This window comes from Anaerococcus murdochii (genome assembly GCF_019957155.1).
In the GTDB taxonomy this organism is placed as follows: Bacteria; Bacillota; Clostridia; order Tissierellales; family Peptoniphilaceae; genus Anaerococcus; species Anaerococcus murdochii.
Genome location: NZ_JAIPME010000002.1, coordinates 1,928,808 through 1,950,000 on the forward strand (window position 1 = coordinate 1,928,808; position 21,193 = coordinate 1,950,000).

The 21,193-nt window shown below is 31.6% G+C and carries 25 protein-coding genes and 1 pseudogene (1 of these 26 running past the window's edge); 1 reads left to right on the top strand and 25 read right to left on the bottom strand.

Going from position 1 to position 21,193, the window contains the following annotated elements:
* Positions 1–51: 51 nt before the first annotated feature.
* The gene (locus K8P03_RS09765) at positions 52–480 is read right to left on the bottom strand and encodes a hypothetical protein (RefSeq protein ID WP_223420495.1); all 429 of its coding nucleotides are present in this window, start codon (positions 478–480) and stop codon (positions 52–54) included.
* 34 nt (positions 481–514) lie between these two features.
* Positions 515–832: a hypothetical protein gene (locus tag K8P03_RS09770; protein WP_223420496.1), complete on the bottom strand. Its 318-nt coding sequence runs from the start codon at positions 830–832 to the stop codon at positions 515–517.
* A 101-nt stretch (positions 833–933) separates the two neighbouring features.
* On the opposite strand from K8P03_RS09770, the gene K8P03_RS09775 reads away from it, so the two are divergent.
* Positions 934–1,941, top strand: a complete 1,008-nt coding sequence (locus K8P03_RS09775) for a potassium channel family protein (RefSeq protein ID WP_223420497.1) — start codon at positions 934–936, stop codon at positions 1,939–1,941.
* A gap of 84 nt (positions 1,942–2,025) precedes the next feature.
* On the opposite strand, the gene K8P03_RS09780 is transcribed toward K8P03_RS09775, so the two are convergent.
* From K8P03_RS09780 to K8P03_RS09890, 23 genes and pseudogenes are all read right to left on the bottom strand, one after another.
* A complete protein-coding gene (locus K8P03_RS09780; protein WP_223420498.1) occupies positions 2,026–2,430 on the bottom strand; it encodes a metal-dependent transcriptional regulator in 405 nt (134 codons plus the stop codon).
* A gap of 8 nt (positions 2,431–2,438) precedes the next feature.
* The gene (locus K8P03_RS09785; protein ID WP_223420499.1) at positions 2,439–3,572 is read right to left on the bottom strand and encodes a metal ABC transporter permease; all 1,134 of its coding nucleotides are present in this window, start codon (positions 3,570–3,572) and stop codon (positions 2,439–2,441) included.
* The gene (locus tag K8P03_RS09790; RefSeq protein ID WP_223420500.1) at positions 3,565–4,434 is read right to left on the bottom strand and encodes a metal ABC transporter permease; all 870 of its coding nucleotides are present in this window, start codon (positions 4,432–4,434) and stop codon (positions 3,565–3,567) included. Before K8P03_RS09790 ends, K8P03_RS09785 begins: the two co-directional genes overlap by 8 nt.
* Positions 4,435–4,438: 4 nt before the next feature.
* On the bottom strand, positions 4,439–5,149 hold the full coding sequence (locus tag K8P03_RS09795; protein WP_317847376.1) for a metal ABC transporter ATP-binding protein: 711 nt from the start codon (positions 5,147–5,149) through the stop codon (positions 4,439–4,441).
* 8 nt (positions 5,150–5,157) lie between these two features.
* Complete coding sequence (locus K8P03_RS09800; RefSeq protein WP_223420501.1) at positions 5,158–6,099, bottom strand: metal ABC transporter solute-binding protein, Zn/Mn family; 942 nt, start codon at positions 6,097–6,099, stop codon at positions 5,158–5,160.
* A 380-nt stretch (positions 6,100–6,479) separates the two neighbouring features.
* Complete coding sequence (locus tag K8P03_RS09805; RefSeq protein ID WP_223420502.1) at positions 6,480–7,064, bottom strand: alpha/beta hydrolase; 585 nt, start codon at positions 7,062–7,064, stop codon at positions 6,480–6,482.
* A 721-nt stretch (positions 7,065–7,785) separates the two neighbouring features.
* Entirely contained in the window at positions 7,786–8,001 is a 216-nt protein-coding gene (locus K8P03_RS09810; protein WP_223420503.1) for a hypothetical protein, read from the bottom strand.
* 28 nt (positions 8,002–8,029) lie between these two features.
* Positions 8,030–8,677: a serine hydrolase domain-containing protein gene (locus K8P03_RS09815; protein WP_223420708.1), complete on the bottom strand. Its 648-nt coding sequence runs from the start codon at positions 8,675–8,677 to the stop codon at positions 8,030–8,032.
* A 233-nt stretch (positions 8,678–8,910) separates the two neighbouring features.
* Entirely contained in the window at positions 8,911–9,210 is a 300-nt protein-coding gene (locus K8P03_RS09820) for a hypothetical protein (RefSeq protein ID WP_223420504.1), read from the bottom strand.
* A gap of 104 nt (positions 9,211–9,314) precedes the next feature.
* Positions 9,315–9,893 (bottom strand): hypothetical protein, encoded by a 579-nt coding sequence (locus K8P03_RS09825; RefSeq protein WP_223420505.1) that lies wholly within the window; start codon positions 9,891–9,893, stop codon positions 9,315–9,317.
* 32 nt (positions 9,894–9,925) lie between these two features.
* A complete protein-coding gene (locus K8P03_RS09830; RefSeq protein ID WP_209772335.1) occupies positions 9,926–10,639 on the bottom strand; it encodes a CPBP family intramembrane glutamic endopeptidase in 714 nt (237 codons plus the stop codon).
* 220 nt (positions 10,640–10,859) lie between these two features.
* Positions 10,860–11,762 carry a carotenoid biosynthesis protein gene (locus tag K8P03_RS09835; protein ID WP_223420506.1) on the bottom strand — a complete coding sequence of 301 codons (903 nt, stop codon included), beginning with the start codon at positions 11,760–11,762 and terminating at the stop codon, positions 10,860–10,862.
* A gap of 19 nt (positions 11,763–11,781) precedes the next feature.
* The gene (locus K8P03_RS09840) at positions 11,782–12,849 is read right to left on the bottom strand and encodes a DMT family transporter (protein WP_223420507.1); all 1,068 of its coding nucleotides are present in this window, start codon (positions 12,847–12,849) and stop codon (positions 11,782–11,784) included.
* 86 nt (positions 12,850–12,935) lie between these two features.
* A complete protein-coding gene (locus K8P03_RS09845) occupies positions 12,936–13,247 on the bottom strand; it encodes a PadR family transcriptional regulator (protein ID WP_223420508.1) in 312 nt (103 codons plus the stop codon).
* On the bottom strand, positions 13,247–14,491 hold the full coding sequence (locus K8P03_RS09850; protein WP_223420509.1) for a DUF2812 domain-containing protein: 1,245 nt from the start codon (positions 14,489–14,491) through the stop codon (positions 13,247–13,249). Before K8P03_RS09850 ends, K8P03_RS09845 begins: the two co-directional genes overlap by 1 nt.
* A gap of 156 nt (positions 14,492–14,647) precedes the next feature.
* Entirely contained in the window at positions 14,648–15,040 is a 393-nt protein-coding gene (locus K8P03_RS09855; protein ID WP_223420510.1) for a DUF2178 domain-containing protein, read from the bottom strand.
* Positions 15,030–15,242, bottom strand: coding sequence for a helix-turn-helix transcriptional regulator (locus K8P03_RS09860; RefSeq protein ID WP_223420511.1), 213 nt, complete (start codon positions 15,240–15,242; stop codon positions 15,030–15,032). Before K8P03_RS09860 ends, K8P03_RS09855 begins: the two co-directional genes overlap by 11 nt.
* Before the next feature lie 128 nt (positions 15,243–15,370).
* Entirely contained in the window at positions 15,371–15,634 is a 264-nt protein-coding gene (locus K8P03_RS09865) for a hypothetical protein (RefSeq protein WP_223420512.1), read from the bottom strand.
* Between the two features lie 271 nt (positions 15,635–15,905).
* A complete protein-coding gene (locus K8P03_RS09870) occupies positions 15,906–17,420 on the bottom strand; it encodes a hypothetical protein (RefSeq protein ID WP_223420513.1) in 1,515 nt (504 codons plus the stop codon).
* Between the two features lie 317 nt (positions 17,421–17,737).
* The gene (locus tag K8P03_RS09875; RefSeq protein ID WP_223420514.1) at positions 17,738–19,558 is read right to left on the bottom strand and encodes a DUF262 domain-containing protein; all 1,821 of its coding nucleotides are present in this window, start codon (positions 19,556–19,558) and stop codon (positions 17,738–17,740) included.
* 341 nt (positions 19,559–19,899) lie between these two features.
* Positions 19,900–20,472: a hypothetical protein gene (locus tag K8P03_RS09880; protein ID WP_223420515.1), complete on the bottom strand. Its 573-nt coding sequence runs from the start codon at positions 20,470–20,472 to the stop codon at positions 19,900–19,902.
* Positions 20,470–20,921, bottom strand: a pseudogene (locus K8P03_RS11275) (nucleotidyl transferase AbiEii/AbiGii toxin family protein); the annotation flags it as partial. The gene K8P03_RS09880 and the pseudogene K8P03_RS11275, both read right to left, overlap by 3 nt.
* Positions 20,922–20,996: 75 nt before the next feature.
* Positions 20,997–21,193, bottom strand: the 3' portion of a protein-coding gene (locus tag K8P03_RS09890) for an AraC family transcriptional regulator (RefSeq protein ID WP_223420517.1). Its footprint extends 652 nt past the window's final position; only the last 197 of its 849 coding nucleotides appear in the window; its start codon lies beyond the right edge, outside the window; the stop codon is at positions 20,997–20,999.

A 21,193-nucleotide genomic window follows, 5' to 3' on the forward strand; every position in this document is an offset into this window, starting at 1 on the left:
GGTCATCATCTAAGAAAAGTCCCGATTCGCTCTCCCTTACTGTAAGATATTTCATATCTTGTTCCTATAATTTAGATTTTTAATAAAAATATAATTATAAATGAAAATTATGCCAGCAAGTAATAGAGCAAAGCCAAGTCCTGTGTAGAAAAAGGCAATGAAAAATTCAGGTATTTTACCACTTGCACGAAGTCCTATACCCATAGACATCATAAAGACCATAATCAAGTAAGATTTGGCATCAAAAAAATTCCAAAATGGCCTTTTATCTTCATAGGCTAAAATTCTTTTTGTGTGTTTTTCGCTCATCTTATAAAACATAGTTCCAAAAATTATGAAAATCAAAATAGTAAGGGCATACAAATACCAATTTTTATCAATCAAACCAAAAGATAAAGTCCCAAGTCTTGCCACATTAAAGCCCGCAATTAACCACACTATGCCTGCAATTAATAATAAAGTTCTCTTTTTAACTTTCAAAATATACTCCTTTATAATTTTTCCCAAAAAACCTCTAAATCTTCCTATTAAAGCTAGCTCCCAAAAAAGATCCAACAAGGGATATAACCCCATAGGCAAAAACATAAACAAAAGCACTTTCGTTATAAAAAATAAATATCGATGGGATAAAAACAAGCATCACAAAAATTGGATAAAGCCAAGAAAATGAATTTTTCACGCCATAAGCTAAGGATGTTAAAAAACAACCTAAAGGCATCAAGATTAACAAGATTATCATAGCAGATCCAGTATCTATCATAAGGGTTGGCAATAGATAAAACATTCCAATATTTATCAATAAGTAGGGCAACATTTTTTTTATTTTTTCCATAACCTGACCTCCTAAATATATATAAATTATACCCTATCAAAAAAGTAGGTATAGCTTTTTCTTTCAAAATATATTATAATCAAGTCAAGAAGGAGCTGGGTATGGAAGAAAAAAGAAAACTCAAATTAATTATCGGTGCCTTTATATTTTTGCTGGTTATAGGTGTCCTTGGCTATATGGTCTTACTAAAAGTAGACTTTGTTGATGCCCTCTACATGACTGTAATAACCATATCTACAGTTGGTTTTGGCGAAGTAGGCACAACTAGCGATGCATCAGAACTTTTTTCTATTTTTATGATTTTTTTAGGTGTAGGTATAGTTGGTTACACCTTTACGTCTGTTGTGGCGATGTTTGTAGAAGGAAAACTTGGCGACTTATGGAAGGGAAGTAAGATGGATAAAAAAATTTCGGCTCTAAATGATCATTACATAATTTGTGGTTCAGGAGAGCTTGCAGAAGTCATTATAGATAAATTTATAAAAGAAAAGTTAGACTTTGTTGTTATTACAAATAATCGTGAAGATTTAGACGATTATAGTCATCATGATATTTTAGTTATTGAAGGACAATCCACAGAAGAAAATGTCCTCGACCACGCTGGAATCATGAAAGCCAAGGGTCTGATTTCTACCCTTGATACAGAAGTCGATAATATTGTTACAGTCCTAACCGCAAGGAATATGAATAAGGAAATATATATTATATCAAACGCTATAACAAAGTCAGGCAGTGATAAGCTAATGAAAGTTGGGGCTAATAAGACATTATCAGCCACAGAAATTAGCGGCAAAAGAATGGCATCTCTCGTGATCAAACCAAATATTATTTCGTTCTTAGATGTAGTCACAAAAGTCGGTGATGTTGAGCTTGACCTTGAGGAAGTTATAGTCAGGAGTGGTTCCTACCTAGAAAATAAAAACCTAATAGAAGCACAAATCCCAAACAAAACTGGCCTAATAGTCCTAGCTATCAAAAAATTTGAAGATGGAAAAATGATTTTCAACCCTCACGGGTCCTACACTTTTAAAATAGGTGACGTTTTAATAGTCCTGGGACAAGAAGAACAAGTTGATAAATTAAGAAATTTGGGAGATGAAAGTAAATAAAAAAGTCAAAAGAAAAAGCCAAGTCAAAATCTTAGGAGAATTTAATTCCCATTTGAATTTGAACTTGGCTTTTTCTTTTAATTTTTACTTATTTTCGTTAGTATAAATTCTTTTCCCTTTTGGAGATATTGTTGGATAAGCTAGAAACTTATTTAAAGCTGCAAACATCTCTTCACTTGTCACATGTTCTAGCAAATCCGATTGGTCATGGACAATTTCTCCACTAAGCCCAAGTGCATCCACAAGGAAACATTCCCAAATCCTGTGTTTAGAAAGAATCTCCTTGGCTTCCCTATCTCCCAAATCGCTTAGGTGAATCTTGTTTTTTTCTTGAATTACTAGGCCATCATCCACTAGCTTTTTGATCATTTCGCTAACAGATGGTCTACTTATAGAAAAATAATCAGATATATTTTTATTGCTAGTATAGCCCTTATCTTTTGAAAGCCTGTATATAGCTTGAATGTAGTCTTGTCTGATAGAGTTCATCGCTTACCTCATAGTCCGTAATCTTTTATTAAACTTACATATAAGATTCTACCCTTTTCAGTTAGTTTATAAATACCTCCATCAACCTCAATCTTATTTTCAGAAATAAGGATTTGACTATATTTTTCAATATCTTCTTTTTTCCATGATAAGTGCCTATAAATTGTTGATAAGCCTAACTCTTCGCTAGCATCTTCTTGGGCTTGGTGGTTGCCAACGTGCATCAAAAATACGTCTTTTTTAAATTCCCTATGATTTTTCTTTCGAGTTAAGATTTTCATCAAAAATCCATTTTTATTAAATAAAAATGTAATTAGGAAACTTATGCCAGCCATAGTTGCAGACATACCTGACATTGACAAATTATAGTACATAGCTAAGACAAATCCAAGTATAGAATTTATTATAGCATATATAACTGAAATTATTATCATAGTTCTGAGATTTTTGCTTATAAGATATGCACTCGCTGCCGGAGCAATCAAAAAGGAGATTACTAAAATTGCCCCTACTGCCTCAAAGGCAACCACTGTCGTAAATGATGTTAAGGTCATTAGACCATAAAATAATAGCACTTCTGAAAATCCTGCAATCTTTGCAAATTCCGGATCAAAAGTAGTTAGTTTTAGTTCTTTAAAAAATACGACTATAAAACTTAAATTTATAAGCCCAATCACAGACATTTGCAAGAGGGATTTTGGTATTTCGTAGCCTAAGAAATTCATAGTATTTAAAGGCGCCATAATTACTTCACCCATTAAGACAACATCCACATCTAGGTGGACATTTCTCGCATATTTTGTAATGAGTATAACTGCCAGAGCAAAAAACATTGGAAAAACAATTCCAACTGCATCATCATTTTTTACAAGTTTGGTTTTGGATAAAGATTCTATGGATAACACAGTTATTATCCCAAATATCGCCGCTCCAAATACCAAGTAGACCGAAGTGATATCCTTAACTATGAAATAGGCTAATACAATTCCCAAAAGGATTGAGTGGCTAATTGCATCTGCTAGCATTGAAAGTCTTCTTAAAACTAGGAAAACTCCAATTAAAGAACAAGCTATAGCTGTGACGAGAAGAACCAACAAGGTTTGATAATTAGATACAAAAGAATACCTTAAAAAATCAAGCATATTTTTTCCTCCCAAGCTGTTTTCTAATCCCCCTAGGTCCGATTAACATGGAGATAAGGGAAATAAAGCTCATTATCAAAATAATTGTAGATCCCGTACTCATCCCGTCATAAGCTGTGGATATATAGGTGCCGATAAAAGCTGATACCCCACCGCAAAGCCCTGCAATTATTAGCATTACATTGAATTTATCAGTCCATTGAAGGGCTGTAATTGCTGGCACTATGAGCATGGATGAAATCAAAATCGCCCCAACAAGCTTAAGGCCAGTTGTGATTAAAAGCATGGTTGCAAGGAGTATTACTGTGTTCATTATGCTAGGTTTTATGCCGATTGTTTTTGCATAGACTTCATCAAATACATAGACCTTTATTTCTTTATAAAAAGTTAATAAAAGCAATATTGAAAAAATTGATACAATAAAAATTATCTTAACATCATTTTTCATAATATATGAGGCCTGACCGAAAATATAGTTTTTTAGGCCAGATTGAGAAACACATGCATAAGTAGGATTACCTTGGATATAGGATTTTAAAACCATACCTAGTCCAAAAAAGCTCGATAATACGATAGCTAATGTCGCATCGAGGTCTATTTTTGAGTTATTTGCTATCATATCTATCAGGAAAAATGAAATAGCTCCAGCAATAGCCGCTCCAAGCAAAAGAACAAGGGGAGATTTTTCCATTGATAGCATAAAGGCGATAACAATTCCAGGATAAGTAGAGTGACCAATGGCATCTCCTATCAAGGACTTACCCTTTAAAACGCTTATAGATCCAATTATACCAGTAGCCATAGCAAGAATTACCGTACCAAGAGCCACTATTATGAAAGAATAATTTCTAAAAATATCCATAAACTTACCTCACAAAAGCCTTGTCTACATTTTCTTTTGTGAAAGCCTCGCTAACAGGACCTTGGGCAATGACTTTTTTATTTAAAATCACTATATGGTCAAAATATTTTTCTATAGTATTAAGGTCATGGTGGACAACTATGGAAGTTTTTCCCTTATTTTGAGAATCCTTCATAAAATCAAAAATAATTTTTTCTGTCACCTTATCCACACCTGCGAGAGGCTCGTCCATAAAATATATTTCTGCATCTTGGCAAATGGCCCTTGCTATAAAAACTCTTTGCCTTTGGCCACCTGAGAGTTCTGAAATTTGCCTATCTTCAAAGTCTTCCATGCCAATTTTTTTTAAGGCTTTTCTAGCAAGACCGTAGTCTTCCTTAGTCGGTCTTTTGAGCCAACCAAGGTGAACATACCTGCCCATTAGAACAACGTCTAATACTGTAGTTGGGAAATCCCAATTTACTGAAGCAGTTTGTGGTATATAGGCAATTTTTTTCTTAACCTCTTCAAAGGACTTGCCCATGATAGTAACAGATCCTGATAATTTTTTCTGTAAATTAAGGATTCCCTTGATCAAGGTTGATTTGCCCGCCCCATTAGGGCCGATAATCGCAGTTATTGAATTGTTTATTATATCTATATCATTATCCCAGAGGACCGGCTTATCAGCATAAGCTATTGTCATATCCTCTACTTTTATGATTACATCCTTCAAAATTCCACCTATTTCAAGTTTTCTACTATTAAATCAACATTATGCTTGTACATGTCAATATATGTGTCGCCAGCTTGGCCTACTGGTGCAAGAGAATCTGAGAAAAGTTCTTTGCCCTCACCTGACACAACTTTTACATCAAAGCCCTTAGCCTTTACAGCTTCCTTTAATTTTTCCATCCTCATTGGGTCAGTTGTTGACTCTGCAAAAATCGCCTTGATTTTGTTTTCAACAATAAAGTTTACAGTATCTTCAATATCCTTATTTGCAACTTCGCTGTCTGTAGACACACCTTGTGGAGCCTTTACAGGAATGTTGTAAGCTCTTGAAAAATAATTAAAAGCATCGTGAGGAGTAATCAAATATCTGCTAGCTTCTGGAATTGAGTTTATTTTTTCCTTATTTTCCTTATCAAGTTCATCAAGCTTTGCAAGATAATCTTCTAGATTTTTCTCTATATTTTCTTTTTCTTCAGGAAGAAGTTTTTCTAAATCTTCAGCAGCATTTTTTGTGGCTTCCTTGTAAAGTTTTATAGAAAACCAAAAGTGTGGGTCAACAACAACCTTTCCACCCTCTTCCATTTCACCAATATCTTCTTTTTTGAAAGTTCTAGAAACTGCAGAACCCCTCTTCTCTAAAACATCAACCATCTTGCCCTCAAAGTGAAGACCGTGGTATAAAAGAAGATCAGCCTTTTTAATCTTTTCCAAATCTTGTGGTTTTGCAGTATAAAGGTGTGGGTCTTCGCCAGCAGGAATAATTAATTCCTTGTCAACCTTATCCCCAACCAAGTTATCAACCATGTCATACAAAAAAGAAGTTGTAACTGTAACCACCTTCTTGCCACCATCTTGATTAGCACCTTCTGATTCTGTATTCTTTTCGTTTTTTGAACAGGAACTAGCAATGATAAGCATTGCAAGGACCATTAATATTTTTTTAATTTTCATATTTCCTCCAATAAATTAATTCTAATTAAAAGTTAGGCATACCTAACTATTTATAGTATAGCCCCAGCTTTTATTTTTGTCAATTATTTTTTGATAATAATTATCATTTGATTGTAGTTGTAAGAAAAAATTCACATTATCTAGGAATTCAATTTTAAAACCTATGAAAAAGAGTCTTAAAAGACCTAATAATCTTAAAAGACTCTGCTATTATTGAAAAAACAAATATTAAATTTTATCATCGCTTCAACTTACGATTAAATTTAATAAATTTATTTAAGATACTTATTATATTTTAAATAAATTTTATGGATTAAATCTGAAAACTCTTCAGACTTTGACTCCATAAGTCCATGACTGGTATTCTCCATAAGATACAATTATTTTTCTGGCGCCTCTAGCTCATCAAAATATTCTCTCGCTAGTTTGTAATTAGCCTGATAATCCATATCACCATTAATATTTATATATGGAACTTGATAAGTGTACTTTCCTTTTATGGAAAAATCCTTAAATTCATCTGACCTATAAAAATCAAAATATACTTTAATGTCTCTGCCAAAATAAGCAGCCCAATCTTTTATTGAGTAATTCGGATTGAATAAAAGAGTTGTAAAAAGATTATAATCTGAACCATCTTTCATCATATCGTATCCATATTTATTTAAAATTATATTTTTTATTTTGATATTTTTCAAGTTGATTTCTTCAGGATTGTAAGTTTCTAATAGGTTCATATCTCCATGGTTATTTGCCGCCCATTTTATCACCTCTTCTTTAAAGGCCTTTTCATTTTCTACAATATCAACTATTTGGCCAGTGCCAATATATAAATTATAATAATTAGGATAGGCTTGGACGAGATTTGCCCCATATAATGACCCCCAAGAATGACCCAGAATACTTATTTTATCAACTCCCAGATATTTTCTTAGAAATTCAGTCATTTCTTTGCCATTTTCCATAAAGTCTCTCTCGTTAGCTTTATATTATTTTGATTTTTATCATAACTTTTTCCACAATTTCTCTGATCCCAAGTCACAACTGTGAAAATATCCGCCCATTTTCTTGTGAAAGCATAATCAATTTCACTAGTAGCTGAGCCAGGCCCTCCGTGCAAATAAAGTAAAACTGGATTATTTATATCTTCACCATAAATGTTTATCCACTACTTTGTTCCGTTAATTTCAACATACATCGACTCATTTATTCCACCCTTTGGCCTTGATTTATTAAAACACTTCCCCAAAATTGTAGTCCCAAAATCAAAAATATTGATATAAGCAAAATAGACAAAATTATTTTCAAAAATTTTTTCATAGTATTTTAAATTTCCCAAAACCTATACATTTCAAAACTAAGTATTACTAGAATCTGAGTCATAGCAAGAAGACTATTTATAAAAAACTTATATTTTTCTTTCTCACTAGCCTTGTTATAATATTTTCTAAATCCATTAAAAACAAAATATGCCATTAAAAGAATTAGAGGTAAAAATATTGCACTTTGAACCATGTATGAAGCCCTGATTCCAATATTTCCAGTACCATAGCCATGGCTAAGTCTAAAAAAAAATAATTAGCAAATTAATAAATGATATTGACATCAAAACAAAAATAAAATATGAATCCTTACGAATCTGCGCAAGATTCTTTAAATTTCTCTTATTTTTTATCTTCTCTTTAATCAAGCCCCTAGAATAACCTTCACCAAACCATATATGCCAGCAAGAATAAAAAACACCATAAATAAAATATTTGTAAGAGCCTTAGGTGTAGATATAAGAAAATCTGAAAATTGGATCTCAACTATCTCATTTTCTTCATACCACCAATTTTCCAAATCTTCTTCTCCATAGGAAGTTACTCCCAAAGCACTAATAAATTTTAGTGGTCCTGTCATTATCCCACGAGTATTTAAAAGAAGACCTTTAGGGAACATCCATTTTAATTTTAGTTAAGTCAGAATCTTTAAATTTATCAAAAATTAATTCATACATATCGTAATTATAAATAGTTTCATGGGCTTGATTAGTCATAAGAACCATTACAACCCCACTAATAGGATCAAATTGCAACATAGCTGAGCAATCAAAAGTATTACCCCCATGGCCAATAGTTTTAAGGCCATACTCACTTGCAAAAAAACCATAGAAATTTTTAGGAATCTCTGTTGGTCCGTAAAAACTTGTAGGAGTGTAAATCTTTTTTAGAGTGCTTTGATTTTTAAAAAGTGGAGAAAAATTATTATCACCAGAAGTAAGAGCACGAGCTAATTTTGCCAAATCGCCTATTGTGCCCATTGCACTGCCAGCAGGATAAAGATGAATATAATATATTCCAGGTCCTTCAATTTTTTCTCCCTTTGTGTCATAACATTTAAGCTTAAGTCTTTGATTTTTAACCCACTCATTATCATCAAATACAGGACTTATTGAGCTATGGTCCATCTTTAGAGGTCTAAAAATATTTTCATGAACATAATCTACATAATCCATACCTGAAACTCTCTCGACTATAAAAGCTCCAAGAGCCGCTGCCCAATTCGAATATCCTGTATGTTGGACTGGCTCATAGATTTACCTGGGTTGATTAGTGCTAAGAGTATCATCAAGGCTTTTTATTTCCGAAGGATCTGTAGTTTGGATAAAATATGTATCTTGGAGACCCGCCTTATGATTCATTAGATCTAAAATAGTAATTGGCTTGTCATAACTTAGATTATTGAGGAAATCATCTGGTAAATACTACCTTATATCCCTATTTAACTCAATTTTATCAGCTTCATAAAGCTACATAATAGAAACCCAAACTAATAGTTTAGAAATTGATCCCCACTCGTAAACAGAATCAAAATCAGCCTTAAGTCCAGCTTCCTTATCCAAATATCCAAAATAATTTGATTCCTGTCGTACACAATCACATTTAGACCATAAGTTGTATCCTTATTATTGCCTAAATAACTTTCTATCTCTTGTGGCAAATCTTCGTATTTTATTCCAGATGGTAAATATTTTTGTGCTTTACTCGCCAAACTAACTGGTCCAAAGATAATAATAAAAACTAAACTGAATATTAATGAATCTACAAACGACTTTACTAGATTTTTCATAAAAACACCCCATTTTTCTTATAATTTTATAATAGAAGCAGATTCTATTTTTTATGTAAGAATAATATTAGGAATGTATAAAGTTTTTAATTATAATAATTCTACTAAGATTCCCCTTTTTCCGTTTCAAGTTTAATTAAAACTTCTGTATGGGGTAAATATTTTATATCAGCCAAAACATTATCATAAGGTCCCCACTTTTCCTTTTCTCTATCGTATGTTTCTCCATTAATATCAAAGATTTTTATCTCGCCATTTTTTGTATATCCAATCAAATGATACTTTACAGAATATTCATTGTTATAATCTCCCTCAAAGCTTACATAATCTAGCTTTATGGATTTTGGATTGTCAAGATATTCCAAATCTAGTATTGGTGCTTTTAATAAAAGATAAATACCCAGAATAGAAAAGACAAGACAAATCCACCAAATAATACTTGCTCGATCCCTCTCCCTAAAAAAATAGGTCGCAAAAAGTGTTGTACAAATAATCAAACTAATAAAAACTCGTAAAATGGCGTCACATATTAATCCTATTAAGCCCTCTCGATAGTAGCCATCAGCATTTTTTAAGATAAGATAAAAAGAAATTATCCCAATTACTCCAAGTATTATTAAGATAATTATAAAGATAATTATAAGGACAATCCTTCTTATTTCCAAATATTTCCTACGATTCATCTATATCTCCTGTATTATAAAATATTTTAGTTTTAATCCAAATCATCCTTCTTATCTAATTTCAATAAATATAAACAATAGAAAATAGCCACTATAATTGTAAGAATAATATAGATCCATTTTGTCACTTGGTTTTCTACACCAAATTTTGAAAAAGCATTTATTAGGCTATGGGCGATAATACAAGGAAATAGGCTGTTCCTTTTATAAAAAATAATAACCAAAATAAATCCCCAAGCAATGGCAAAAATTATTTGAACTAGGGTTTCTAGACTTGCTTGACCTGCAAAAAGATTAACAATATGACCAAGACCGAAAGTTATGCCAACTATAACTATAGCTTTTTTAGGCCCACTTTTTTCTTGCAAAGCCTTGAAAAGAAATCCACGAAAAATAATTTCCTCAATATAAGCAATAAGTATCATAGATAACACTGCCCATAGCTGTGAAAGTCCAGTATAAGATAAGCTAAATCCACCCCATAGATTCCCCGTTGCAAGAATCCAGACTGGAAGAAAATATAGATATCTTTTTGAATTTTTTGGATACTTATCTAAACCATATTTCTCAACCAGCTTATATTTCTTGATAAAAGTTGTAATTATAATAGATAACACAAGAAGAAATAAAAACATAAAGATACTAGCATCCCCAAATTTCCCCATAATTGGTGCAGCCAGCAAACAATAAATAAGGATCCAGAAAAGTGCAAAATTAAGCTCGTTTTTTTGATAAAGTTTATACATCGGCTTCCCCTAATTTTTTAAATATATGTTGAGTCTTAGTGTTATTTTCACTATACTTAGCAAAAATACTGGAGCTAGTTTGTATAAAAAATTTTACAAATTAAATAAAATTATTTATTGAATTTAAATATAAATATTAAAAAAATACACCCCAAAATCAAATTTAGATTAGGAATGTATTGAAAACTATATTAAATTTAATATTCACATATTATTTTTATTATTTTTCCTTTTCTATATTAATAAGGGCAAGAAATATAGTTAGGGCGAACAAGAATATGGCGAATATACCATAAATCGGTATAGCTTGTACTATGCCTAGTTTTATTAATCCACCTATACAGTAGGCATAGATAGCAAACCAGAATATTATCAATGTCCAATCTTTATTCTTTGCCAACCTAATTTTTTCTCGATTTCTCATTAACTCGGCTAATAATTTTATAAAAATAAATGTCCGTAAAAGACAAAATGCAATGCAGGAGAACCATTCATCACTTATTTTATCTAGGAAAAGGGCAAGATAAGAACAGATTCCTACAAAAATCACTCCACCAGATCCGATTAAAAGTGACTTGCCTAGATTTATTTTTGACTTGTTATTTTTCTTTTCCCAACTTTTTAAGGTCATGTAGACTATGAATGGGACTTCAAACATATAGCCCAGGAAATTGACCCAAATTACTGACATAAACATATGGTGGTTGATTGCTAGATTTATTTCTCGACCGTCCCAGACCCAGAATCCACCGTCTAACCTAATCGCAACAACGTCCAGCAGCAGATCCATGCTTACTATTAGCCAACCAGCGAATAGGGCTGTCATTAATTTATTAAAATGAAATTTTCTCGCAATTCTTAGGGCACATACTGTTATCCCACCCCACATGAGTCCTCCAAAAAATGGAAATTGATAGGGCCTGAAGCCTATGCTTATGAAAAAATCGTCGCTGTAATGGTAAATATCAGTTAGCCTTACAGCCAAAAGTTCCAAGGAAAATCCTGCCAAGGCGCCTGATATCAAGAGTCCCAATTCCATATAATTTTTAGATTTATAAATGTCTACAACCAGTAATATGACTATAAAATAACAAATCAGCTCAAAACTATTTATCCAATTCATTTTAACTTCCCTTATTTAATTAATTATGGTCTAAAATATGTTCTTTGCTTAAAAGAAAATCTCTGTGCTCATGCCTATGTCTTCCATTCTTTATAAAGTGTTCGTGATCGTGAGCGTGGCTTATCTTATGGGTATGGATTCTTCCATTATGAAAATGTACTATTAAATGGTTATGGGTATGGTTGTGGTGTTTTGCCATGGTGTCTTTGACTACAAAAATTGTCCCAACAATCATGAGGCTAAGTCCAATAAAATACATAGGGGTTAATTTTTCGCCATTGATCAGAAAGGACAATAAGGCTCCTATAAAAGGTGCCACTGCATAATAAGCACTGGTTTTGGCAGCTCCCAAATCTCTTTGGGCTCTTATATAAAGAAAAATACTAAGTCCATAAGCCACAAAACCTAAAAGCATTACCAAAATAATATATTTTATAGGCGGGAATTTCTCTCCAATAAAAAGACCAATTAGAAGAGAGCCTCCTCCCGAAAATATTCCCTTTAGTAAAACAATTTGATAGGTAGACTTATCTGCAATTTTTCTAGTGCAGTTGTTTTCTAATCCCCAGGATGATGTAGCGAGAATTACAAAAATAGATCCAATAGAAAACTTAAAGCTATCAGCTCCTTCAAAGGATAATAAAATACATGATGAGCTAATAAAACCTATAGCTATCCAAAGTCTTGCTGAAACTTTTTCCTTAAATATAAATAAGGCTATAAGGGTTGTCGCTACAATTTCAAAATTGCCCAATAAAGATGCGTTTGATGCTGTCCCATACTCGATTCCTAGCATGAGAAATATCGGTGCCACAATGTCTAGGACTATCATGCCTAGGCTGTAAGGCAAGTCTTCCCTTCCTAGTCTAGTATTTTTATTTTCGTCCTTATAGTGAAATAAATATATTATTCCAACCCCTAGGCCAGCACCTAGGTATAAGAATCCCGCCATGAATGTAGGCCCAACATTATCAAGTAGGACTTTTGAAAATGGTGTGCTTATGGCATAAAATATTGCTGCTAATAGGGCGAGTAAGATTGGCCATAGTTTACTTTCTCTATTTACAATATTATTTTTTTCTAGCATGTAAATAATCCCCCATTTTCTTGAAAATATACTAGTATCACTAAATATTTTACCTTTTTAGAAAAAATAGGGGATTTTTTATTTACTTATTTATCAAAATGATTTTCGTAGTTTGAAATCAAGAGCCTAAGTCTTTGAACTTCGTCTTTTAAAAGATCCCTTCCTACATCTGTAATGATGTAGTGTTTACCTTTTTGGTCCGCTTCGACCCTTTTTATCAAATTATTTTCTAGAAATTGGGCAAGGAGAGCATAGAGTGTGCCAGGTGCTAGGGATACCCTGCCCTTAGTTATCTCCTCTACCCATGATGTGATTTCTGCCCCATTTCTCACTTCTCCCAGGGCTAAGAGAGTGAAATACATTGGTTCTGTTAAGGTTTGAAATTGATCTCTTGCCATTATTTTGCCTCGAGTATCTTTTCTATATCTTTTGTGACTTTTTCATCATAGATATTTCCATCAACTTCTAAAACTGTATTTCCATTTAAAATCAAATAGGAATCCTCATCAGCAAGGCTGTAAGTTTTATCATAAGTAAAATCTTTTGAAAGATCTTTTACAAATTCTGCCCTATATGGATGGTTTTTAGCATTTTTAAGAATTCTATCAAATAAATCTTCCGCAAGCCCTTCAGAATTTACAACAGTTTTTCTTATATCAAGGTCATGAGATTTTGCTCTAAAATCTTCACAGCTTTCCGCCAAGAAACTTGTAGATTCTTTCCTTACAGAAAAACCAGCTATTTCTTTTGTTTGTAAGTCATCTTTTAATGCAAGCTTACCAAGCATACCAAAATTAGATACGCTAAAAACTATAAACATTATTACTGGTATTAAGGCAAATAGAAATTTTTTCTGTCCTTTTTGTGCATCCATAAGTTTTACTTTTTTAATAAAATAAGAGATAAGAATAGCCATAAAAATTATAGGAATCACGGAAATAAGTATTGTTAGCCCATAACCCATTCCTAGCTGATTTATTACTAATGCAATCCAAGACAAAATTACTAACACTATTGATAATACAGGTAGCAAAGCTTGTAACTTTCCTATTCCCAACCTAGAAAATTTCAAATTTTTTATTGATTGTACTTTCTTATTTCTCTTCTTAAAACTTATATAATCTCCCAAAGATAAGAGTGATAATATGAGAAATAAACTAACAGCTGGTGCCATAAAAAATGGAAAATTAGAGTAATATATTTCACTTGATCTTAAACGAGCAATGCTGGATAGAGCCATAAAGCCAAAAACAAGAAGATTCAAGCTTATTGTAATTAATTCTCCCTTGATACCTTTATTTAAAATCTCAATTTCGTAAGAATCATCATTATAGAGTGAATTTGATCCATTCTCATCAACCTGATATAGGTTCATATTAAAGCTTCTGTCAACAATATGCCAACCATATTCTTCTGCCATCTGGTCATAGTCTTTGAGTTCTTCCTTAGAAAACTTAACATACCAAGTCTCGTTAGGAGCAATTGTAAATTGATATTTTATATCTGCTGGATCACATTTTTTAAACTTATGAATAAAAGGCAAAACAATTTTTTCTATTTGCCAACCTTCCCTAGCCATTTCTTCGTACCATTGTGCCATAGGTCCGAAATTAGTATAGGATAAAAATCTAAACTTAAGCATCTTCTACCTCCTTTTAAATATCGATTCTCGATATTTGTTGATTTAATTATATATCGATAATCGATACTTGTCAATAAAATTTAAAAATTTCATTTAAAAAACCACCTAATTTTGTCTTTATAAGCCTAATTAGGTGGTTAATCATATTAAAAAATTTTAATATTTTTTCTCATAGTGTCTACTGACAAAAAAGGTTATAAGAGGGAAAGATAAAATTCCTATTGCTAAAATAGTTGCTGGTAAATAAGCCTTTGTAGAAAAACAAATCACGGCTACTAGACCCATGATAAGCATGAGAATAGGAGTCATTGCTGCATTTACCTTATCTCTAATTTTCTCATTTCTCTCATCATTTACATTTATTCTATAGAATGGATCATCCTCCATCTTCTTGTTATGACCTAGGCTAACACTAGAAATAGTCACACTTATTGTAAAAATAAAAGGCAATATCTTATTTAAAATTTCATCATCCTTAAAAATAAATAAAGCCACCAAACTTATAAAACCAATCACATATCCTATATACCAAATTTTCTTATTTTTCATCGTCATTCTCCTCCTCATATATAAAAATATCTTCAATTGTCATTTCAAAATATCTTGCTATCTTAAACGCCAAAATAATTGACGGGTTGTACCTACCATTTTCTAGAGAGCCCACAGTTTGCCTTGATACTTCAAGAATTTTTGCCAGTTCTTCCTGGGTAATTCCTCTTTCCTTGCGAATTTCCTCCAACCTATTTTTCAAATAATCCACCTCCAAATGTTAAGCTAGCTTTACATTTATTATAATAGGATTTTAAACTTATGTCAAGTAAACTTTCCATTTTTATATAAAAAATAAATCCAGCTATTACCTTAAAAGTCACACCGGATTTATAACTCAATTATTCTTCTTTTTCGCTGGCAAGACCACTGCCCGTTTTCAAGATCAAATTCTCCAACCCAAAGGATATCAAGTATTCCACAAAGAAGCCCACTGGAAATAGCCAATAAATAATCAAACTTGTCTGCATTACTAGATAAGAGATCAAGCTTGCTATCCACATCAAAAATTATTTCATCAAAATAAAACTCTTCATTTTCCGAAAAATTTTCATAGGGTGTGATTTTATATTCTATATCTAAATTATTATTCATATCGTATCAATTCCTCACTTGATTACTAAAAACTATATTTGTCTATATTATTTTATCAATAAAAGTATACCTAAACAACTATCAAATAATCTTTCTCTATAAAATTATAAAAGCACCCAATCCTTTGAGTGCTTCTATAGATTCTATTCAATTTTAATTTATTAACATTCTAGAAAACTTTCATGGAGGATTTTCTTTGATTTTTCATAGCTTATCCCTTCATACTTTGTAATTTAGAAATCAATTAAATTATCAGTACTAAAAGCGTCTATCAACCCACACCCATTATAAATTTCATTCTTTCATAAATTGCGTATGGATAAGCGCCTTTTTGTACCACCTTATCCCAATCAAGGATTTTTTCAGCGTTTGTAACTCCTTCTGGAACAATCAAAGAGCCGTCCTTTAAGCTAATTGAAGGTGAAAATTCCAAGACATCGTCCCTATACCTTATAGTAATTTTCCCGTTTGGTCCAATATCACTTATATTTTGACAAATAAAAGTTGTTCCGCTACAAGCATTATTATCCAAGTATGGATTTTCAACTTCTTTTAGCTTTCCATCCTCGGTAATTTCTAATTCTTTAAGGGAAACAGAAGCATTTTTGTACTTAGGTATAACTAAATAACAATCTTGGCCATTTAGATATGGCATATCTCCACCTTCACTTTGTTTAATGGCGACCAGCATATCAGGCTCCTCAAAATCATAATAAAAAGCATCTAAGTAGGCTTGTAATTTACCTAAACTATCTTTTAGACTTTGATCATCAAAAGCTCCTCCAAGATAAAGAATAAAAGCTTTGTTATTTTCATCATTAGGGTCAATTCCTAGTTCTCTTGCTATCCTCAAATATTGATCAGAAATTGGATTATCGTCAAATTTATCTAACCTTAGTTTTAAAGTTAAAGGTGCCTGTCCCATGTCCGCACTTTCAAAACCAGTGAAAACAAAATTAGGAATCCCCAATTCGTTAATATAAATTTGTCTATTTTTATAATCATAATTATCCCAAAGGTCATTAAGGATAAGGCCTGTTAAATTGCTAGGATTGCTTGTGTAAGATAAATCCGTGATATCCCTACAATAAATTTTAGTAAACAAGTCTCTATCTTCCCTCAAACTATTTTCCACAATTCCCAAAACTTGTTCCTTGTCCACACCAAAGTTTTTCATAACCTCATAATCATCAATAAAGTTTCCATCAGGAAGAGAAAAATTATATACAAGATAATTTGTAGACTCTCCATTCCAAATATCGTAATTTTCAATCATCACACTTAGAATATTCTCATCTTGATAAACAGAAAAAGATGCACGGATTCCAATATCAGAGCCTTCCATATTATCCTTATTATCTTCATATGTATTTTTGATTTTCCCTACCAAACTATCAATCTCTTTATTAGCTATCTTCACATCAGGAGAATCCAGAAGTATCCTAGGGATATGGATTCCAAAGCCGTAGCATTTTGCAGAATCAATATACTTTTCATCAAATAAGTCATTCCAAACCTCCCTATCCTCAACATAGGAAGACACAGATCCAATCTTCGCACCTTTAAGAGGCTTCAAATTTTCTATTTGATTTGAACTTATCTTATTAGAATCATATTCCGCAATATTTGCCTTATCAGTCTTTTCTTTATTCCCTTTTTCTTTGCCAGGATTTTCATGGGCTACATTATCCTTCTCAACTTCAGGAAAATCTTTCTGACCTTGGCACCCAACAAGAAAAACCGCCGTAATTAATAAAACAGCTAAGCATTTAAAAGATTTGTTCATAATATCCTCCAAATAAAAAATCAATTAGCTTTAAGTAGTCAACATTTTAATAAAAAACTCCAGAAGACATTTTCCTTAACTTATTTATACCCATTTAAGAATGAATAAGAATAAAAAATAAGATTTTCAGAATAAATTCAAACCTAAAAGTCTTATTAAATACTTATTTTATATTATAAATATAAGCAATATCCTCTATATGAGAAAGTAATCACTAAGTTCATCAAGATAATCAATATTCATCCTGAAATCTGAACTATAAACTATCAATTTAATGATAACTCTCCATCCTATGATATAAGCTTCTAGCTCATCATTTATTGAAACAAGTCATCGTTCCAAACAAGTTTTACCAAATCAGTTAGAACTGCAATTCGTTCAGTAATCTCATGCTTACCAAATGAAGCATACGATTTGAATCCAAGATTGTTATCTGCAATGAATTTCATAAATTTAGGGTTATTTTGATATGCCAAATCACCAAGAGATTCACTATAAATATTACCTTCGTTAGAACAATATTTCCTAAGCTTATAATCATACTTTGAATCATTCAAGCTGGCGTTTATACTCTTATGAAGAAGCAACAAAGCACCAACACTATTTCTCCATCGTCTGAAATCATCTGGATCAGAATACTCTTCCGTAAACCATTCATAATGGTCTGTAATTATATGTTCAATCTCGAATGGATTCTTTGTTTTAGTGTTCATGTAATTACAATAATTTGATGCTACACCTATCTGTTCCTCTATATATCCAGTAATACGAGCAAGAATGTTTTTTATATATTTCTTAGTAAAGCTGTTCAATCTTAAATCAGTTAAAGATGTTTCAGGCTCGAAGGCAAGATTGATATAGTGCTGCTTTAATTTTTGCTTCAATGTTTGTATATCCGTCATACGGATATCCTTACTAACAGAAAAAACATAATTCTTGATTGTACTATAATCAACAGATCTGTAATTTGTAACTCTAGAAACAATTAACAAATCAATAAATCTAGCTACAAGATTTATCTTCTCAATTATAACTGCCCAAGAATCTTCATAGCATATTGGTGCCAATAAAAGTTGTAGCTGTAATGTGAAGTTGACTTGAGCATTGTAATATACGTACTTTGTTTCTTCAGCATAATTAGTTTCTGCATGACGAATATATTCGTAAACATCGGCGAATTTTGCAAATTTCTCTATGAACAGCTCAAAGTCGTGTGAATTCTTAAGTCCCAACTTATCACGTTCATCTCGAACCCATTTATGGAAGAAGCCACCAATAATATCAAAATCCTTATTAATTGCACCAGCTTTTGTCTCACGGATGGTTTCCGCATAGTGAGCTCGAAGCCACGCTTTAATAAATGTCTCATCGCCCTTGTCATCATCCTTCTTCAATGTAAGAACTTTATCCTTCCATATATAATTCATTTCTTCACGGATTGAATCAGATTTAATTTCAGAAAGAATATAGCCCTTTAACATTTCCGTAGATGTAAGGCTCAAACCACGATCATTCATCGAAATAAATACTTTATATGCATCTTGCTCAGTTGTTGCTACAATTTCAATAAAATATACTTTTTCAGCAATCCAATCACAGAAATATAACAACATATCATCAGTGATATTAGCTGGGAAAACATCCTGAATGTCTTGATAACGTCCATAAAGATTTTTTACTGATTCTCCAGATCCAGTAATATCAAAATCAGTATTGTTAAAAATTGCGTTCATACAATCTTGACGGTCGTCAACATTAATGTTGAAAGATTTTGTTCCAAAGGATTCTGAGAAAATCATAGTTTCAATCATGTTATAAATCTGACCTATAGATTTTAATCTATTGTTAAGATACATTAATAACAATGTCAAAGAAGAGAATCTTTGTTGACCATCAATAATTGCATTTTCTCTACCAGCAAGAACAATGGAACCCATGAAATATACACCATAATCAGCAACAGCCTGTCTTGGGTCATCTGTTTTATAATATTCCAAAAATTCTGATGTGAGGTCATCAATCAATTCTTCTATGTGTTTACGCTGCCACATATATTCACGCTGGTAATAGTGAATAGAATATTTCGTATTCTGCAATAATTGTTTTAAATTTTTAGGTGAACCTTCAATCTTCTTCATTTATCTTCCTCCTCTAGAAGCAGTCCCGTTTTATTATACCAAGCCAAATCAGCACAGGCTTTAAAAGATTTTGTAAAGATATTCTTATAAATGTTTATTAAATTTAAGTCCAATTTTATAATTTATAATCTGATTCTCCTTATTTGACGAATTATTCCAACTGAAAAATCATCATTCTTTTTCTAATCTAACAACGCTTTCCACGTGTTATACATAGGCTTTTTTCTGAATCTTTTTAATTTCATATCTTGTAGATATTTCATTATTTTGTTGGCAATTCTATTTACTTCACCATTGATTTTGATTAGGCTATTTTGAATACCTCATATCAATATTTCTTACTATTCTTTCAAATGAAGCTCTCCCCAACCCAAATAAAATAAATCATCTTCTTGGAGAGATAAATAAACCTTAAAAATTATATTTACCATTTTTTTATTTTGAATAACTTCAAATTTATAATTTCCATCTTTTAAATCTGGGTCATCTCTTATTTTATCCATAACATAGTATAAAGCTAAATTAACATCACAAGAATTTTTATTCTTTTTTAAATATTCTACAGTCAACTCTTTTACTTTATCAGAATAGTTTTCAATAAAAATTTTTTCAAAATCTTTGTAAGATTTTTCAAATCTCCACGATATAATCTCATTCATACCTATTGAAAAACTAGATAAGTTAAGACTTGTAATGAGAATGTCATAGTCTGTATTCCAATCAGTAAGAATTTGTCTTCTATATTTAATTACTTCTAAAAGTTCTTCTTTATCGTCTTTTTTAATACAGCAATTTATTTTATCTATAATTTCGAATTCTCTTAAAAGATACTCTATGTAATCATATTCTAAATAAAATGAACAACTTTCATAATAATAAAGCCAATTTTTCGGATAAATAACAGGATAAAACATATCATTAATCCTATTTAATAAAATTGTTACCAATCAACAATCATATTAATTGTCAGATATTTAATATACTTATTTCCACTGAGATATACTTCCCACAAAGATCTTAGGTATGAATATTCTTTTATGTCCTCAATTATTTCCTCATAGTCTTGCATTATATCCTAGCTTCCTCTTATGTTTGAGGTTCTCTCTATTGCTTCTTTTAAAATTTCATAGTCTATCTGGTCTTTTTTCAGCTTGTAGAGAGTGTATAGGTCGTAAAAGTCTCTCATTTGTGTTGTTATTATATTTCTTCTGATTATGGTTTCGTTTTTTTCAGCTAAAATTGTTTCTAATGGATATGCCATTATTTTTATATTTTCTTTACTAAAGATACATGGATAGATGTATTCTATTTCCCTTGGTATTTTTGCTTCTCCCGTTGTTAGGTCAAATTTCATACGACTTTTTACTCATTCCTATTTTTACTAATAGCAATCAAAAAAGCACCTACCATTTGATAGATGCCGTTAAACAAATTTAAATTACTCTTTTACTATAGGAACCCATAATTCCATTTTATAGTCTTCTGAATTAGGGTCTCCATCTCCATATACTTCAAAATCGGGACTTTCATCATGTCTATATCCTTCTTTAGGGAAGAAATATGAAATAATATACTTCCAACCTTCGTGAATGCACTTTGGTATAGGTCCTTGTAAGCTTACAATAGCATACTCTT

Excerpts from the sequence above, each read along its gene's own strand:
- K8P03_RS09770 (WP_223420496.1), bottom strand. The coding sequence starts at position 832 with ATGGAAAAAATAAAAAAAATGTTGCCCTACTTATTGATAAATATTGGA.
- K8P03_RS09775 (WP_223420497.1), top strand. The coding sequence starts at position 934 with ATGGAAGAAAAAAGAAAACTCAAATTAATTATCGGTGCCTTTATATTT.
- K8P03_RS09780 (WP_223420498.1), bottom strand. The coding sequence starts at position 2,430 with ATGAACTCTATCAGACAAGACTACATTCAAGCTATATACAGGCTTTCA.
- K8P03_RS09785 (WP_223420499.1), bottom strand. The coding sequence starts at position 3,572 with ATGCTTGATTTTTTAAGGTATTCTTTTGTATCTAATTATCAAACCTTG.
- K8P03_RS09790 (WP_223420500.1), bottom strand. The coding sequence starts at position 4,434 with ATGGATATTTTTAGAAATTATTCTTTCATAATAGTGGCTCTTGGTACG.
- K8P03_RS09800 (WP_223420501.1), bottom strand. The coding sequence starts at position 6,099 with ATGAAAATTAAAAAAATATTAATGGTCCTTGCAATGCTTATCATTGCT.
- K8P03_RS09805 (WP_223420502.1), bottom strand. The coding sequence starts at position 7,064 with ATGGAAAATGGCAAAGAAATGACTGAATTTCTAAGAAAATATCTGGGA.
- K8P03_RS09810 (WP_223420503.1), bottom strand. The coding sequence starts at position 8,001 with ATGACAGGACCACTAAAATTTATTAGTGCTTTGGGAGTAACTTCCTAT.
- K8P03_RS09820 (WP_223420504.1), bottom strand. The coding sequence starts at position 9,210 with ATGAAAAATCTAGTAAAGTCGTTTGTAGATTCATTAATATTCAGTTTA.
- K8P03_RS09825 (WP_223420505.1), bottom strand. The coding sequence starts at position 9,893 with ATGAATCGTAGGAAATATTTGGAAATAAGAAGGATTGTCCTTATAATT.
- K8P03_RS09830 (WP_209772335.1), bottom strand. The coding sequence starts at position 10,639 with ATGTATAAACTTTATCAAAAAAACGAGCTTAATTTTGCACTTTTCTGG.
- K8P03_RS09835 (WP_223420506.1), bottom strand. The coding sequence starts at position 11,762 with ATGAATTGGATAAATAGTTTTGAGCTGATTTGTTATTTTATAGTCATA.
- K8P03_RS09840 (WP_223420507.1), bottom strand. The coding sequence starts at position 12,849 with ATGCTAGAAAAAAATAATATTGTAAATAGAGAAAGTAAACTATGGCCA.
- K8P03_RS09845 (WP_223420508.1), bottom strand. The coding sequence starts at position 13,247 with ATGGCAAGAGATCAATTTCAAACCTTAACAGAACCAATGTATTTCACT.
- K8P03_RS09850 (WP_223420509.1), bottom strand. The coding sequence starts at position 14,491 with ATGCTTAAGTTTAGATTTTTATCCTATACTAATTTCGGACCTATGGCA.
- K8P03_RS09855 (WP_223420510.1), bottom strand. The coding sequence starts at position 15,040 with ATGAAAAATAAGAAAATTTGGTATATAGGATATGTGATTGGTTTTATA.
- K8P03_RS09865 (WP_223420512.1), bottom strand. The coding sequence starts at position 15,634 with ATGAATAATAATTTAGATATAGAATATAAAATCACACCCTATGAAAAT.
- K8P03_RS09870 (WP_223420513.1), bottom strand. The coding sequence starts at position 17,420 with ATGAACAAATCTTTTAAATGCTTAGCTGTTTTATTAATTACGGCGGTT.
- K8P03_RS09875 (WP_223420514.1), bottom strand. The coding sequence starts at position 19,558 with ATGAAGAAGATTGAAGGTTCACCTAAAAATTTAAAACAATTATTGCAG.
- K8P03_RS09880 (WP_223420515.1), bottom strand. The coding sequence starts at position 20,472 with ATGTTTTATCCTGTTATTTATCCGAAAAATTGGCTTTATTATTATGAA.